Here is a 16,809-nt window from a genome sequence, read left to right as displayed (position 1 = left end):
TGTGGAAGGATTCGAACCTCCGACCGCCTGGTTCGTAGCCAGGTACTCTATCCAGCTGAGCTACACACGCGTTGAAACAATTATACCACTAAATGATGGCGGTGAGGGAGGGATTCGAACCCTCGATAGGGCTATAAACCCTATACTCCCTTAGCAGGGGAGCGCCTTCAGCCTCTCGGCCACCTCACCGCGATTCGGGTGCAGATATTACTGCCTTAAAAAATATAGTCAAACTTTTTTTAATAAATCCTGATCGTTCGGTTAGCAAACAACCAGTTTGATCACAGCTCATCCATTATGAGGCAAAATATTGCCTTCGGTAAGACCATTATAAAGCGCATTACAGCAATAAAAATTGCTCGTCAACCCACTCAAAAAATTATTTCTAGTTCTTATTCAAAAGGCCAGAGAAAAATCTCTGGCCTTAAAAATGAAAAGGAAGCCGAAGCTTCCAAATTTTTATTCCGTTTAGAGCCGGAAGCTAAAATCTTTCTGTTTAGCTATTCGCGGCTTGACTGGCCTTTTTTTCGGCCTGGATCCGCATGTAAATCTCTTCACGATGGACAGAAACTTCTTTTGGAGCATTTACACCAACACGAATCTGGTTACCTTTGACACCCAAAACAGTGACGGTGACATCGTCACCAATCATGAGAGTTTCCCCTACTCGACGAGTTAAAATAAGCATTCGTTGCTCCTTAAATCCTGAAAAATTCGCCTAAAACAGATGGTACTATCATAAAGCTTTTTGCGAGATAGACTCTATATAGATAATCCAATATCGTAATAGCTAGATATTCTCTTCTTTGGCTACATTTTCTAACCCGAATGCCCGATGCAGTGCTCGAACACCCAGTTCTAAGTATTTCTCATCAATAATGACTGAGACTTTTATCTCAGATGTAGAAATGAGTTCCATATTAATCCCTTCTTGACCAAGCGTATCAAACATCGTTCTGGCCACCCCAGGGTGGTTCATCATTCCAACACCCACTATAGACAACTTAGCGATACGATCGTTCCCATGAACGACGCCAGCACCAAGATTTTTTGCTGTGAGTTCCAGCAGTTCTTTTGCTTTTGCATAGTCATTACGATTCAACGTAAAGGTAAAATCAGCAGTACCATCACCCATACTGTTTTGAACAATCATATCGACATCAATATGAGCCTGCCCAATAGGTTCAAGAATCGTCGCAGCGATTGCTGGTTTATCTGGAACCCCTAAAACTGTCAGGCTGGCAGTATCGCGCATAAAAGCAATACCAGAAATAATTGCTGATTCCATTCGCTTCCTCTCATAACTAATTAACGTTCCGGTACTATTTTCTTCAAATGAAGAAAGTACTCGCAATGGAACATTATATTTACCAGCAAATTCAACAGAGCGAATTTGCAAGACTTTTGCACCTAAACTGGCCATTTCCAGCATCTCTTCAAAAGTGATGCTATCTAATCGGCGAGCTCTGGGTTCAACGCGTGGATCGGTCGTATACACACCATCCACATCCGTGTATATCTGACATTCATCAGCTTTGACAGCAGCTGCAATCGCAACGGCTGTCGTATCACTACCTCCACGACCTAAGGTGGTGATGCTATTATCAGGAGCTCGGCCCTGAAAACCTGCAACCACAACAACGTTACCTTTATCTAATTGCTCACGAAGTTTCGAATCATCGACTTGGGTGATGCGAGCCTTGCCATGCGCATCATCAGTGTGCATGCGCAACTGATCGCCCGTCATCGAGACCGCATCACAGCCAATCTTTTGCAGCGCAATCGAAAGCAAAGCAATCGTCACCTGCTCTCCAGTTGAGACAAGTACGTCCTTTTCGCGAGCGCAGGCATTTTCATCGAGCTCATCTGCCATCGCCAGCAAACGGTTGGTTTCACCAGACATTGCAGAGACAACCACAACAATGTCATCACCGTTATCTCGATGGCGTTTCACTCGCTGTGCAACAGCTTCAATCCGCTCAAGAGAGCCAACTGATGTGCCACCATATTTTTGTACTAAAAGAGCCACAGTTAATCCTTATTCGTGAGCAATTATCAACTTAAAGGTTTTCAGCTAACCAAGCTTTAGCTGCTGCTAAGGCCTGTGGGAGCTGTTTAGGGTCAGAACCACCGGCTTGAGCCATATCAGGACGACCACCCCCACGGCCACCAACCACAGCAGCTGCGACATTAACCAAATCACCAGCTTTAACTTTTGCGGTCAGATCTTTGGTGACACCTGCGATTAAATTCACTTTATCGTCAGATGCGGTACCCAACACAATCACAGCACTATTAAGTTTAACTTTAAGGTCATCCAAAGTCGTACGCAGTGATTTTGCTTCAACCCCAGCTAAATCTGCAATTAGGACCTTCACACCATTGATTATTTCAACTTGATCAACAATGTTAGCCCCCACTTGAGCGGCTAATTTATCTTTTAGCTGCGAGAGTTCTTTCTCTAAAGAACGCGTATGTTCTTGATGCTGTAAAATACGCTGCGCGACGCTAAACAAATCACCTTTAAGCTCACCGGCTGCAGCGCTTAGTTGTTGCTGCATTTTCTGCACATAATCAAGCGCAAACTGCCCAGTGGTTGCCTCAATACGACGCACGCCCGCGGCAATACCTGTTTCATGGATAATTTTAAACAGGCCAATTTCACCGGTATTATGAACATGTGTTCCACCGCATAATTCGGTAGAAAACTCACCCATTTTCACAACGCGAACTTCATCACCGTATTTCTCACCAAACAGCGCCATTGCACCGGCTTGTTTAGCATCTTCAAGCCCCATGATAGTGGTAGAAACAGGTAGATTAGCGCGAATATTAGCGTTAACTAGATGTTCAATCTCTTCAAGAGTCTGCTCTTCAATGGCTTCAAGATGAGAGAAGTCAAAGCGTAGGCGCTGGGATTCAACTAGCGAACCTTTTTGCGCAACGTGATCGCCCAAGATTTGACGCAATGCAGCGTGGAGCAAGTGGGTCACTGAATGGTTCAGAGCAGTTGCCTGACGTTTACGCGAATCAACGCTCGCATGAACACTCATTCCAACGCTAAGTTCGCCTTCAGCGACTAACGCGTGGTGCACAATCGCATCACCAACTTTGGTGGTATCACCAACGCTTAACTGACCATTGTCAAAGCTCATTGAGCCAGTATCACCCGCCTGACCACCAGATTCAGCATAGAAAGGTGTTTTATCCAAAACGACTAAACATTCGCCTTGAGCACTGCTGACAGCATTACCATCAACAAACAGTGCAACGACCTTCGCATCGCTTTCTAGTTGCTGATAACCAATGAATTCGCTCTTTTCGTTGATCTGTAAACTTTTGCTGTAATCAACACGGAATTGACTGGCTTGTTTTGCTTGCTGACGCTGTTTTTTCATTGCCGCGGCAAAGCCATCGTGATCAACACTAAAGCCTCTTTCACGAGCTACGTCAGCGGTTAAATCATCAGGGAAGCCATAAGTGTCATACAGTTTAAAGACCACATCACCTGGAATTACCTTGGTTTGTAACTCACTTAATGCTTCATCTAAGATCTGCAAACCACGGTCAAGAGTTTTGGCAAACTGTTCTTCTTCTAGGCGCAATACTTTTTCGATGATGGCCTTTTGTGATTTAATTTCTGGATAGGCTTGGCCCATAATCCGAACCAAATCACCCACTAGTTTATAGAAGAATACTTCCCGACAGCCCAGTTTATTACCATGACGAACTGCACGACGAATAATACGGCGCAATACATAACCACGGCCTTCATTCGATGGCATAACGCCGTCAACAATGAGGAAACTGCATGAACGGATATGATCCGCAATGACGCACAATGATTTCGAAGCAAGATCGGTGGTTCCAATCACTTTAGCAGCTGAGCTAATCAAGTCTTGGAAAATATCAATTTCATAGTTTGAATGAACGCCCTGCATAATCGCCGCCATTCTCTCCAACCCCATCCCGGTATCAACAGATGGTTTTGGTAACGGCTGCAAATCGCCATTGCTCTGACGGTTAAACTGCATGAAGACTAAGTTCCAAATTTCAATGAAACGATCGCCGTCTTCTTCAGGAGATCCAGGAGGTCCTCCGGCTACTTCTTCACCGTGGTCATAAAAGATTTCACTACTTGGACCACAAGGACCGGTATCGCCCATCTGCCAGAAGTTATCCGATGCGTAGCGTTCGCCTTTATTGTCACCAATACGGATAATTTTTTCTGCTGGTAATCCTATCTCTTCATTCCAGATCCCAAAGGCTTCATCATCTTCGGCATATACCGTGACAAGTAGTTTTTCCTTCGGCAGCTCTAAAACCCCAGTTAAAAATCCCCAGGCAAAATGAATCGCATCACGTTTAAAATAATCTCCGAAACTGAAGTTACCCATCATTTCAAAGAAAGTATGGTGACGCGCGGTATAACCGACATTGTCGAGGTCATTATGTTTACCACCCGCTCGAACGCATCGTTGTGCGGTTACCGCTCGGGAATAATTACGTTTTTCCAATCCCAAAAAGATATCTTTAAATTGGTTCATCCCGGCATTGGTAAATAGCAGCGTTGGGTCATTATGTGGCACCAACGAGCTGCTCGGAACAATCTGGTGACCACGTTGTTGGTAGTACTCCAGAAACGCCGTCCGAATTTCAGCGGAAGTCATTTTCATTGATAAAGTCCTGATTCTTGCAATACTGCTGGTCAGAGTGAGTTATTAGCATCTGCCTAACTTGCCTTAGGGCTCGTGATAATTTTCAGCAAATACTACTCGTCATCCCCCCGCAAAGGTGAATGAGTAAATGAGGCACAATATAGCATGCACGCAGTTTCATAGAAAGATATGCACCGCCCTACATGAATAATTAAATAGCCCTTAAGCGTGATTCAACAAGATCCTAACCGCTGCTCAACAGGTTATAAGAGAGAGTCCAACCAATCACGGATTAAAGAGCCACTAAAGCCGCGTCGATATAAATAAGATTGGCAACGCTGCTTTTGCTTAAAATCATCTGGAACCGCATGATATTTTTTTTCAAAAGCTCGCTCTATCGCCTGCCACCAATCCCACTGCTCATCACCAATAACATCTTGGGCAATGTCACTGCTAATCCCTTTACCGATAAGATACTGGCGAATATAAGCGGCTCCATAACCACTTTGAATGCGAGAGCGAGTCAGGCTTAAAGCATACTCATAATCATCAATCCAGCCCTCAGTTTGCGCTTTATCTAGAGCCTGCTGGATATCCGTTGACGAATAGCCTTTGTCTTGAAGTTTATTTGAGAGCTGCGCGCGGCTATAACTTCGCCGAGATAATAACTCAACCATTGCGCCTTGCGCAGATAATGGTGCTCTTGGCTTCATTCTTACTCCTTTGCGCTAGATCGAAAAAGGGCCAATAAGGCCCTTTTTTAAGCTTTATTTACAAAGCTATTTTTCGCTAGAAGATTCCTGTACTGCTGTTTCTTCTTGCTCTTTTTCAGCTTTTTCCGCTTTTAGCTGTTCTGGTTCTAGACCAGATTTACCCAATAATAAATCACGCAGTTTTGCTTCAATTTCTTCAGCGGCTTGTGGATGCTCGGTTAAATACTTACAAGCATTCGCCTTACCTTGGCCAATTTTAACGCCATTGTAACTAAACCAAGCGCCAGCTTTTTCCACTAATTTTTCTTTCACGCCTAAATCAATCAGCTCACCTAAGCGGTTAATGCCACCGCCATACATGATTTGGAACTCAGCCTGACGAAATGGTGGTGAAACTTTGTTTTTAACTACTTTCACTCGGGTTTCGTTACCTACGACTTCATCCCCATCTTTAACCGCACCAATACGACGGATATCTAAGCGCACAGATGAGTAGAATTTCAGAGCGTTCCCACCAGTTGTGGTTTCTGGGTTACCAAACATAACCCCAATTTTCATTCGGATCTGGTTAATGAAAATAGCTAAACAATTGGACTGTTTAATATTACCGGTCAATTTACGCAGTGCTTGAGACATTAACCGAGCTTGCAAACCGACATGGCTATCGCCCATGTCACCTTCAATTTCGGCTTTTGGCGTCAAAGCAGCAACGGAGTCAACAACGACAACGTTAACAGCACCAGAGCGCACTAACATGTCACAAATTTCAAGAGCTTGTTCCCCAGTGTCTGGCTGAGAAACCAGTAAATCATCAACATTCACACCTAATTTACGAGCGTAAATAGGATCAAGGGCATGTTCAGCATCGATAAACGCACAGGTTTTTCCCTGCTTCTGCGCTTCAGCAATGACCGATAGCGTTAATGTTGTTTTACCAGATGATTCAGGACCATAAATCTCAACAACACGGCCATACGGCAAGCCACCAATACCCAATGCGATATCCAGTCCCAATGAACCGGTTGAAACCGATTCAATATCCATCATCGCTGCGGCACCATCGCCCAAGCGCATAATAGAACCTTTACCAAACTGTTTTTCAATTTGACCTAGCGCGGCAGCCAGAGCCTTCTGTTTGTTTTGATCCATTCGATCCTCATCAAAGCTAATATTTGGCTTAACTGTTATTAAGTATACTGGTTATACATACAGTATCAAGTGGCAATTTTAATCATCATAACATTAACCGTCGCCGATGGCAGGGCCAAATAAATAGAGCCCCGTTGATGGGGCCCTATTGGCATTGTTATTAATCTTTTAAAAATAACTGATTAGGCGGCAAATGCATCCATCATTTCTTGGCGAATTTGTTCGGTAATCTGAGATTTTAATGTCATAAATTCAGGTGAAGTCTTGAGCGTATAATCACGAGGATGAGGGAAATCAACAGCAATTTCTGTTTTGATTCGCCCAGGGCGTGCACTAAATAAGGCCACCCGATTCGCCATAAAAATAGCTTCATCAATATCGTGAGTAACAAACATGACGGTGGTTTTTTCCTGCTCCCAAATCCCTAGTAATAACTCCTGCATCATCACTCTAGTTTGGTTATCCAACGCGCCAAAAGGCTCATCCATCAGTAAAATTTTCGGTGAATTTGCCAGCGCACGAGCAATGGCTGTACGTTGCTGCATCCCACCTGAAAGCTGTTTAGGATAATGCTCAGCAAAATCTTTTAAGCCAACTTTATTAAGATAATACTGACAAATTTCCTGCTGCTGCGCTTTTGATAAACCTTTTTCAACTAACCCATAGCAGATATTTTCAGCAACGGTTAACCAAGGGAACAAGGTGTAACTTTGAAAAACCATTCCTCGCTCAGCACCCGGCCCTGAAATAGGCTGGCGATTAAGTGATACCTGTCCGCCGGTCGGATCATCTAACCCTGCAACAATGCGCAATAAGGTCGATTTACCACACCCTGATGGCCCCAGTACCGTGACAAAATCGTTTTCATGAATCGAAAAATCAATGGGTGTTAAAGCTTGTACAGCACTTTGTCCTGGACTTTGAAATATCTTTGAGACTTGCTCAATTGCAACAAGTGGTGAACTCATGAATAACTCCAGGCAAATAGTTTACGGTTTGCTCGCTTAAACAATAGATCGCTAACAAGCCCAATAACCCCAATGGTAATAATCCCGAAAATAATTTGACCAGTATTAAGCAGTGACTGACTATCGACAATCATATGGCCAATCCCGCTTTGCGCCCCAATTAACTCGGCAACAATCACGTAAGTCCATGACCAGCCAAGTACCAAGCGTAAAGCTTCAGCGATATCAACTGCACTATGAGGAATAATCACTCGTTTAACGACACTGGCACGAGATGACCCCAGTGTATACGCCGCTTCGATTAAATCTTTACGGCAACTGCTAACACTCACAGCAACCATTAAAGTGATTTGGAAAAAAGAACCGATAAAAATAATCAGCACTTTTTGCATTTCACCGACACCGGCCCATAAAATCAGCAGTGGAATAAATGCCGAGGCTGGTAGATAACGACAAAAGGAAACAAATGGTTCTAATAGCGCTTCAATTGCCTTAAATGAGCCCATCATGATCCCAAGAGGAACCCCGATAATTGCTGACAAAATAAAGCCGCCAAATACTCGCGCAATAGTCACCCATACATCATGAGCAAAATTGTACTGAGTAAAGAGTTCAACCCCTTCTTCAAACATGGTGAACGGATCAGCCAAGAAGGTAGAAGAAACCATGCCGCTTAAAGTCACCAATGACCACAAAGCGAAAAACAGAATAAAGAAACTTATCCCAAGAATAATCCGCCACATGGGATGAACAGGTTGCAGTGGCCGAAACCACTGCTTTTTAGCTGATGAATCTTTAATTTTGACCTCGGACGATGTTGATTGAGAAACAGAAAGTTCGGCGTTGTTACTGAACGAACTGGCCATCGTAAATGTCCTCTATTTTAGGAAGTTTTGGCACGATACCTTCTTCTAACATGATTTTACCGGCTTGTTTGCTAAAGTTCTGCAATACGCCATGGAAGAATTGGCGGTTATCGGCCTTATTCTGCCAACGAAGATATTTAGCAGACGCTGCAAATTCAGGACCGGTTTGTTTCACAACTGAGCCCATAATTGCATACGACTTTTTCGGTTGGTCTTGGATCATTTTCAGAGCATCAAAGTAACTTTTAACCAACGCTTTGGCAGCTTTAGGGTGCTCTTTAAGCCAATCGCTCTGGCATCCCAAAGAGTCCATAACCATTGGGTACTGTAAAGTTGTTGCCAAAATATGACCTGCTTTAGGGTCTTTACGGATCTGTGACAGATATGGCTCATAAGTCACGGCCGCATCATTTTGTCCTGCTACAAACGCCTGCGCCGCAGCACTTGGTGACATGGTGTTAATCTGCACATCTTTCATTGTCATGCCGTTTTTAGTCAACATCCAAGCAAGAGTGAAATATGAGGTAGTCCCTTTGGCATCAACACCAACGGTTTTACCTTTTAAATCTTTAAAGCTTTTGATATCGCTACGTGTTGCAATCCCATCAGCGCCGTATGATTTATCCAGCATGACAATCTGTTTAAGATGAACGCGTAAGTTCCAAGGAATATACGTTTCAATAGTGGTTGCAGCGCATTGCAAAGAACCTGAAGCGATTGATAATAAACGGTCTTTTTGAGGGATCATTTTAATATCCGCATCCACACCGTTTTTCTTAAAGATACCAGCCTTATCAGCAAGAACTAATGGTCCAAACCCAGTCCACCCGGAAATACCAATTGCAACGGCTGTATTGGCACTAGCCTGAGCTGTATAAGATAATCCACCGAGCAGCGCTAATGCGCATCCTGCTAGTTTTAATTGTTTTTTTATATGAGCCATAACATCTAATTCCTTGTAGAGGGAAGCATAATATGAACCTTGGTTTGAATATCAAAGCAGTAAACATGCCAAAAAACACGGGCTTGGCTAAATTGTATATACAGGTCGATATATCGCTAATAATCTAAAATAAACATGGTAAAAACAGACTGATATCGATAATTTAATCCGCTTCGTTGCATGATTTTGGTGAAAAGCGACATTATAAGGCACCAAATTGACGCACAATATTTGTTCAATGCGCAACTATAGTGCTTAAAATTCAATGAGTTTTTGATAATTCATGGCTGTTCTTTCAATTGCCTATACAACATGAAAGTAACAATCAGCTCATCAATGAAAAGCTAAACGATGGTAATAAACCGTTTAGCTTTTCATCAGTTAAAGAGTTATTGAACAGCTTTTGCTTGGGAGCTTGAAGACTCGTCTTTGACAGAACGTTTTGACCAAAATCCCGCCATGCAAGAACCTGAAATGTTATGCCAAACAGAGAACAATGTTCCAGGAACCGCCGAAGTTGCACTAAAGAATTTCATCGCCAGAGCCGTCGCCAATCCAGAGTTTTGCAGCCCGACTTCAAAAGCAACCGTGCGACAAACGGTTTCGTTAAAGCGCAATGCACGACATACCCAGTAGCCAGCGCTCATACCAATACCGTTGTGTAAAATCACGGCGACAGCCACCATTGGTCCAATCAAGGTTAGTTTTGACTGATTCAATGCCACGACAATTGCAATAATCATGATAATCACAACCATTGAGATCAGGGGTAATACTGGCTCAATTTTCGTAACCAACCGATGGCAGTAGGTATTAATTAAGATCCCTAAAATCACAGGGACTAGCACAATTTTGACCAAGCTGATAATCATGCTCCACATTGGAACATCAACGCTATGGCCAGCTAGAAGTTCAACCAATAGCGGGGTCATCACTACACCAATCAGAGTCGAAATGGCCGTCATGGTAATCGACAGCGCAACATCGCCTTTAGCCAAATAGCACATGACATTAGAAGAAGTACCACCAGCAACACTGCCGACCAACACCATACCAACGGTCAAATTAGTATCAAAACCAAGCACATAACTAATCAACACGGCACTAAGCGGCATGACCGTAAACTGTAGAATGAGACCAGTGATAATGGCGCGTTTACTATGGGCGACATTTAAGAAATCTCGTCCTCGTAGAGTCAATCCCATTGATAGCATAATGATGGTTAACAACGGCACAATCTGGCCTTTTAACGGCGTAAATAATTGCGGTTGGTTAAAAGCTAATACCGATAACAATATGGCCCACAATGGAAATAACTGAATAATCTTTTTTAACATGGCTCACGACTCAATTATGATGATATTTGATTTATTATAAACAGCTAAACAATCCAACATTACAGCAATAATTGACTATATTTAACCGCCAACACGAAAAAACAGAGCAATAAAAAATATTAAATCGCAAAAATAGATTATAGCTACTCTTAATCTTTTAAACCGTAACAAATCTAGAACAAAACGCTATTAAAACATTTCCATAACATTTCATTTAACAACTGTCACCGCTGTTCTTAAGCAACGTTCGTTAAACTTATAATGCTCAATTTTTCCCGCCTCCAGAGTCTGTTATGATAAGCAGCTCAGTCACACAATTGTTCTGTGAACAATTTCTATATTCGTCTTAACCTTCTGATGACTTAAGGTGCTTACGCAATACTTATGACTTTAAATGACAATCTAGCGTCGCACACTCCTATGATGCGCCAATATCTGACGATTAAAGCTGAACATCCAGATATTCTGCTGTTCTATCGCATGGGTGATTTTTATGAACTTTTCTTTGATGATGCTAAGCGTGCCGCTCAATTACTGGATATTTCGTTAACTAAACGCGGAAAATCGGCTGGTGAACCCATCCCAATGGCCGGCGTGCCTTATCACGCAGTCGAAAGTTATCTGGCCAAATTAGTCGAACAAGGACAATCTGTCGCGATTTGCGAGCAGATTGGCGATCCGGCACTCAGTAAAGGACCAGTTGAGCGCAAAGTTATTCGGATTGTTACCCCAGGGACGGTCAGTGATGAGGCGCTGCTTGATGAGCGCCGCGATAATCTATTAGTAAGTGTTTGCTATCAGCAGGATACCTTTGGTTTAGCATGGTTTGATATCACCAGCGGGCGCTTTGTTATTCAGCAGTTTAAATCCACCGATCAACTAAGTGCTGAGCTGCAACGGCTTAACCCAGCCGAATTATTGTATCCAGAAATGTTTGCTTATGAATCATTACTGGAACATTACAAAGGATTAAGACGACGCGGTGAGTGGGAGTTTGACACCCAAACCGCAATCACTTTACTAAATCAGCAATTTGGAACACAACATTTAGATGGTTTTGGCGTCAGTGACTATCCGGTGGCACTAGCCGCTGCGGGTTGCTTATTAAGCTATGTCAAAGATACACAGCGAACTCAACTGCCTCATCTGCGAGCCATTAGCGCAGAAAAAACCTCGCAATATGTTCAACTGGATGCAGCCACTCGACGCAATTTAGAGTTAACCCAAAATCTATCAGGGACCACCGACCATACGCTCAGCTCGGTTATTGATCGCTGTGTCACGGCCATGGGAAGCCGCTTACTAAAACGCTGGCTACACCAGCCCATCACCGATCATTTGATATTGAATCATCGGCAAAATGCGATTGAACATATTATCGAGCAAAGCTTGGGGGACGCACTACAACCACTATTGCGCAATATTGGTGACATAGAGCGAGTATTGGCACGTTTAGCGCTTAAAAGTGCCCGTCCGCGCGACTTAGTCCGACTAAGAAACGCATTTACTCAACTTCCCCTATTACAACCCGTTTTACAAAGTAGTGATAATCAGCAGCTTCATCAATTAGCCGATGAAATCGGCGAGTTTCCAGAGTTGCTCAACTTACTTGAGCGAGCTGTTGTGGAAAATCCGCCAGTGCTCATTCGCGATGGCGGCGTGATTGCCACAGGTTACAACGAAGAGCTCGATCAGTGGCGCGCACTTAGCAGCGGCGCAACCGATTATTTAACAGAGGTTGAACAGCGCGAGCGTGAGTTAACTGGCATCAGCACACTCAAATTAGGCTTTAATAAAGTACACGGTTATTACATTGAAGTTAGTCGTGGCCAATCACATCTTGTTCCAGATTACTATGTTCGTCGCCAGACATTGAAAAACATGGAACGTTACATTATTCCAGAACTTAAAGAGTATGAAGATAAAGTCCTATCCAGCCAAGGCAAAGCGCTGGCACTCGAAAAACGGCTTTATGATGAACTGCTCAATCAATTATTGCCGAGCATTGGCAAGCTGCAACGCTCAAGTGATGCCATTGCTCAGCTTGATGTCCTAGCGAACCTTGCTGAACGCGCACAAACCCTAAACTATTGCCGTCCTGATTTAGACAACAGCGAACAAATCTTAATTGAAGATGGCCGACACCCAGTGATTGAGCAAAGTACTTCACAACCTTTTATTGCCAACCCCACTCAGCTGACTGATGCGCAGCGGCTCCTGATTATTACAGGTCCCAATATGGGCGGTAAATCGACCTTTATGCGCCAAAGTGCACTGATTGTATTGCTGGCTCATATCGGAAGTTTCGTCCCAGCAAGCCGCGCCACTATTGGCCAGATTGACCGTATTTTTACACGTATCGGAGCCTCTGATGATTTAGCCAGTGGACGCTCAACCTTTATGGTAGAGATGACGGAAACGGCCAATATTCTGCATAATGCAACTCGCCATAGCCTAGTACTGATGGATGAAATTGGCCGAGGGACAAGTACCTATGATGGATTGTCACTGGCGTGGGCATGCGCTGAAAAACTCTCGCAAATAGGCGCATTAACACTGTTTGCGACCCATTATTTTGAGCTTACTGAACTTGCAGAATCATTGCCTTTGGCAACCAATGTTCACTTAGATGCCATCGAACACGACGATACCATCGCCTTTATGCATCAGGTTCAGCCTGGCGCGGCCAATAAGAGTTATGGATTACAAGTTGCAGCTTTAGCGGGTATTCCAAAAGATGTAATCACCTTAGCTCAACATAAACTCACTCAGTTAGAGACGCAGCCAGAAGAAAAAACAAAACCTATTATGGTCAATGAAGCACAGCAAACTCAGCTAAGTTTCCCAGAGCCCGAAAAAGTTACCAGCGCAGCTCTTGATAAGTTGGAAACATTGAACCCAGATGATCTCTCGCCAAGAGAGGCCCTTGATGCACTTTACCAGCTTAAAAAGTTACTTTTAAACTAGGAATTTCGACATCTAACTGATGCGTGAATTGATAGCCGTTTAAGCGAGCAAACAAAAACAGCGCAATTAAGCGCTGTTTTTTATTGAAGAAGTGGGTCATTAAACTTTAAAAATAGACTCCAGTGATAAACCTTGAGAGCTTAAAACATCACGAAGTCGACGCAGTGCTTCAACTTGAATCTGGCGTACTCGTTCTCGAGTTAAACCAATCTCTTTACCAACATCTTCTAATGTTGATGGTTCATAACCAAGCAATCCGAAACGGCGTGAAAGTACTTCTCGCTGTTTTGAATTCAGCTCTTCCAACCAGCGTACAATGCTGGACTTCATATCATCATCCTGAGTGGTATCTTCTGGCCCATAAGCGTTTTCATCCGCGACAATATCCAATAGAACTTTGTCATTTTCACCGCTAATTGGGCTATCAATTGAACCAATGCGTTCGTTTAAACGAAGCATTTTAGAAACGTCATCCACTGGTTTATCAAGTCGTTCAGCGATTTCATCAGCAGTTGGCTCGTGATCAAGCTCTTGTGCTAACTCTCGGGCTGTTCGCAGATAAACATTTAACTCTTTGACGATATGAATAGGCAAACGAATGGTACGAGTCTGATTCATGATGGCCCGTTCTATGGTCTGACGGATCCACCAAGTTGCGTAGGTAGAAAAACGGAAACCTCTTTCTGGATCAAATTTTTCAACCGCTCGAATAAGACCTAAATTTCCCTCTTCGATCAAATCCAACAGGGCAAGGCCTCGATTATTATAACGGCGAGCAATTTTTACAACTAGACGAAGGTTACTTTCAATCATGCGTTGTCTTGAGGCTTCGTCACCACGCAGAGCGCGACGAGCAAACAAAACTTCTTCTTCAGCAGATAACAGCGGGGAATAACCAATTTCGCCCAAATACATCTGAGTGGCATCTAAGCTTTTCGCTTGTTCCATCGCCATCAAATCATCTTGAGGATCAAAATCGGTGAAATGATCGTCTTCGGCTACAGAATCCTTTGCAGCATTTTTATAGTCACTCATTCGAGCTACGTTTACATCAACAGTGATCTTAGCTTGGCTCATGAGGTAATCTCCCTTATAGCCCGGCTGTAGACGCGATCACGAAAACAGCCAAGTTTAATGTTTCGGCAAATACCTTAAAGGATTTACCGATTTACCCTTATACCGAATCTCGAAGTGAAGCCTAATACTCGTGGTACCGGTTTCACCCATATCGGCAATGTGCTGTCCCGCTTTAACTGTCTGATGTTCTTTCACCAGAATACGACTATTATGTGCATAAGCGCTCAAATAATCGTTATTATGCTTAATAATTATCAAATTGCCGTATCCGCGAAGTGCATTCCCCGCATATACCACCCGACCTGCCGCTGCTGCTAAAATTGGCTGATTCCGATGGCCAGCAATATCTATGCCTTTGTTGCCTGTTACTTTACTGGAAAATCCGCTTAAGATACGTCCTTTGGTCGGCCATACCCAGTGATCTATTGCACCACTTTTATTGATATCCAGCTTATTTTTGCTTGGCACAGATTCAACATACTGCTTTGTTGGTTTGGTTACAACAACAGATTTGTGTTTTTTTTGTTTAATTATTTGTTTTTTTGCTGTGGAAGCCGTTTTTTTCGAATAATGTGATCGAGATACAGCTTTACTAGAGGTTGTTTTTTGAACCTTTTGTGTTGATTTTGGCCATTTCAGACGTAATCGTTGTCCTACATAGATCCGATATGGCGAACGGATGTGATTTATTCGAGCGAGCGTCTTTAAATCTAATCCAGAGCGCCAAGCGATAGAATAGAGCGTATCTCCTCGTTTAACCTTATACCACGTTAAATCAAGAACACCCTGATTGTATTTATTATAAGTTCCTGCGGCGATCACAGGCACTGGCCGCGGCTCGCTACTACAAGCGCTGCATAAAAAAATAACAAGAATAATGCTAATGCTGGTACATTTTAGACCGAACATGTCACAGCAACCATTATCTGAAAACCAAAATGGCGATAACGGCGCCAATTACAACGATCCACCCCAGCCAATCGATATATTGTCGAAGTTTTTCCTCCATTTTCTTGCCACCCCATTTCATTAACCCGGCTACTAGAAAAAAGCGCATTCCCCGACCAATCAACGATGCGACAATAAAAGGCCAGAATAGCATTTGTAAAAGGCCGGCACTAATCGTAAACACTTTATACGGAATGGGAGAAAAGCCAGCGATAAAAACTATCCACACACCCCACTTAGTAAACCAACCTTGCACCATCTGCATTTCGCTTTGGTAACCAACAGCATTAATGGCAGGTGTTAATAAATCATAGAAATAACGCCCCAGATAGTAACCTATCACCGCTCCAGCAACTGAAAAAAATGTCGCAATTAGGGCAAATCGCCATGCCTTTTGTGGCCGAGTTAACGCCATTGGCGCCAACATAACATCCACTGGAATAGGCCAAAATATTGACTCAACAAAACTCATTAATGCCAGATAATATGGCGCATGCTTTTTTTGCGACCAGCGCAATGCCCAATCATAAAGAGCGGTAAATATCTTCAAGCTAACTCACCGTTAATCAACGGAACAAAACGCACCGATTCGATTTGTTGTTGAAATAGCTGGGAACCCTTGCGTTCAATGCGATACAGCGATTGCTGCTCAGCGCCCAGCGGAATAATCAAAATGCCACCATCACAGAGCTGTTCGGTAAGCTGAGCGGGTAGCTCAACGGCTGCGGCTGTGACAATAATTGCATCAAATGGTGCTCGTGCCGGCCATCCTTGCCAACCATCACCATGTTTGGTCCAAATATTATGTAAATCTAAATTATTTAACCGCCTTTTGGCCTGAAACTGCAGAGTCTTAATTCGTTCCACAGAATAGACCTCTTCAAACAACTGAGCCAGCACAGCGGTTTGAAATCCGGACCCGGTACCAATTTCCAACACTCGTCGCGCCTTTACGTCCATCAAAAGCTCAGTCATGCGAGCCACGATATATGGTTGCGACAAAGTCTGCCCTTGTCCGATAGGCAATGCTGCGTTATCCCACGCTTTATGGGACAACGCTTCATCGACAAAATACTGACGAGGTAAATTAGCAATCGCTGCTAATACCTGTTCATTGGTAATTCCCTGTTCCCGCAGTTGCTGACAAAGATTGAGACTCTGCGGAGTTGTCCCCAACTGCATA

The 16,809-nt window shown here is 43.4% G+C and carries 14 protein-coding genes and 1 tRNA gene; 1 reads left to right on the top strand and 14 read right to left on the bottom strand.

The features are described from left to right. Window positions 1–96: 96 nt before the first annotated feature. The 10 genes from ABTQ23_RS20445 to ABTQ23_RS20400 form a co-directional block, all read right to left on the bottom strand. Window positions 97–189, bottom strand: a tRNA-Ser gene (locus tag ABTQ23_RS20445). A gap of 307 nt (window positions 190–496) precedes the next feature. Beyond that, window positions 497–688 (bottom strand): carbon storage regulator CsrA, encoded by a 192-nt coding sequence (csrA, locus tag ABTQ23_RS20440; RefSeq protein ID WP_131913677.1) that lies wholly within the window; start codon window positions 686–688, stop codon window positions 497–499. Between the two features lie 102 nt (window positions 689–790). Then, entirely contained in the window at window positions 791–2,029 is a 1,239-nt protein-coding gene (locus ABTQ23_RS20435; RefSeq protein WP_408617616.1) for an aspartate kinase, read from the bottom strand. Window positions 2,030–2,060: 31 nt separating this feature from the next. Further along, window positions 2,061–4,676, bottom strand: coding sequence for an alanine--tRNA ligase (gene alaS, locus ABTQ23_RS20430; protein ID WP_408617615.1), 2,616 nt, complete (start codon window positions 4,674–4,676; stop codon window positions 2,061–2,063). A 245-nt stretch (window positions 4,677–4,921) separates the two neighbouring features. Next, on the bottom strand, window positions 4,922–5,371 hold the full coding sequence (locus ABTQ23_RS20425) for a regulatory protein RecX (RefSeq protein WP_408617614.1): 450 nt from the start codon (window positions 5,369–5,371) through the stop codon (window positions 4,922–4,924). Between the two features lie 66 nt (window positions 5,372–5,437). After that, window positions 5,438–6,520, bottom strand: coding sequence for a recombinase RecA (gene recA, locus ABTQ23_RS20420; protein WP_408617613.1), 1,083 nt, complete (start codon window positions 6,518–6,520; stop codon window positions 5,438–5,440). Between the two features lie 182 nt (window positions 6,521–6,702). Further along, on the bottom strand, window positions 6,703–7,488 hold the full coding sequence (locus tag ABTQ23_RS20415) for an ABC transporter ATP-binding protein (RefSeq protein WP_408617612.1): 786 nt from the start codon (window positions 7,486–7,488) through the stop codon (window positions 6,703–6,705). Continuing rightward, entirely contained in the window at window positions 7,485–8,231 is a 747-nt protein-coding gene (locus tag ABTQ23_RS20410; RefSeq protein ID WP_408617618.1) for an ABC transporter permease, read from the bottom strand. Before ABTQ23_RS20410 ends, ABTQ23_RS20415 begins: the two co-directional genes overlap by 4 nt. Before the next feature lie 103 nt (window positions 8,232–8,334). Beyond that, a complete protein-coding gene (locus ABTQ23_RS20405; RefSeq protein ID WP_408617611.1) occupies window positions 8,335–9,297 on the bottom strand; it encodes an ABC transporter substrate-binding protein in 963 nt (320 codons plus the stop codon). A gap of 389 nt (window positions 9,298–9,686) precedes the next feature. After that, window positions 9,687–10,634, bottom strand: a complete 948-nt coding sequence (locus ABTQ23_RS20400) for a bile acid:sodium symporter family protein (protein ID WP_408617610.1) — start codon at window positions 10,632–10,634, stop codon at window positions 9,687–9,689. 384 nt (window positions 10,635–11,018) lie between these two features. Here ABTQ23_RS20400 and mutS point away from each other — a divergent pair, with 384 nt between their 5' ends. Beyond that, window positions 11,019–13,601, top strand: a complete 2,583-nt coding sequence (mutS, locus tag ABTQ23_RS20395) for a DNA mismatch repair protein MutS (RefSeq protein WP_408617609.1) — start codon at window positions 11,019–11,021, stop codon at window positions 13,599–13,601. A 99-nt stretch (window positions 13,602–13,700) separates the two neighbouring features. Here mutS and rpoS read toward each other — a convergent pair whose 3' ends face one another. From rpoS to ABTQ23_RS20375, 4 genes are all read right to left on the bottom strand, one after another. Then, window positions 13,701–14,678: an RNA polymerase sigma factor RpoS gene (gene rpoS, locus ABTQ23_RS20390; RefSeq protein WP_408617608.1), complete on the bottom strand. Its 978-nt coding sequence runs from the start codon at window positions 14,676–14,678 to the stop codon at window positions 13,701–13,703. 54 nt (window positions 14,679–14,732) lie between these two features. Next, the gene (locus ABTQ23_RS20385; RefSeq protein WP_408617607.1) at window positions 14,733–15,506 is read right to left on the bottom strand and encodes a peptidoglycan DD-metalloendopeptidase family protein; all 774 of its coding nucleotides are present in this window, start codon (window positions 15,504–15,506) and stop codon (window positions 14,733–14,735) included. Between the two features lie 94 nt (window positions 15,507–15,600). Further along, window positions 15,601–16,176 carry a YqaA family protein gene (locus tag ABTQ23_RS20380; protein WP_408617606.1) on the bottom strand — a complete coding sequence of 192 codons (576 nt, stop codon included), beginning with the start codon at window positions 16,174–16,176 and terminating at the stop codon, window positions 15,601–15,603. Continuing rightward, the gene (locus ABTQ23_RS20375; protein WP_408617605.1) at window positions 16,173–16,808 is read right to left on the bottom strand and encodes a protein-L-isoaspartate(D-aspartate) O-methyltransferase; all 636 of its coding nucleotides are present in this window, start codon (window positions 16,806–16,808) and stop codon (window positions 16,173–16,175) included. Before ABTQ23_RS20375 ends, ABTQ23_RS20380 begins: the two co-directional genes overlap by 4 nt. Window position 16,809: the final 1 nt, after the last annotated feature.

It is taken from the genome of Celerinatantimonas sediminis (assembly GCF_046054195.1).
In the GTDB taxonomy this organism is placed as follows: Bacteria; Pseudomonadota; Gammaproteobacteria; order Enterobacterales; family Celerinatantimonadaceae; genus Celerinatantimonas.
The sequence above is the reverse complement of the archived record's forward strand: the minus strand, read 5'-3'. Positions and strand labels throughout refer to the sequence as shown.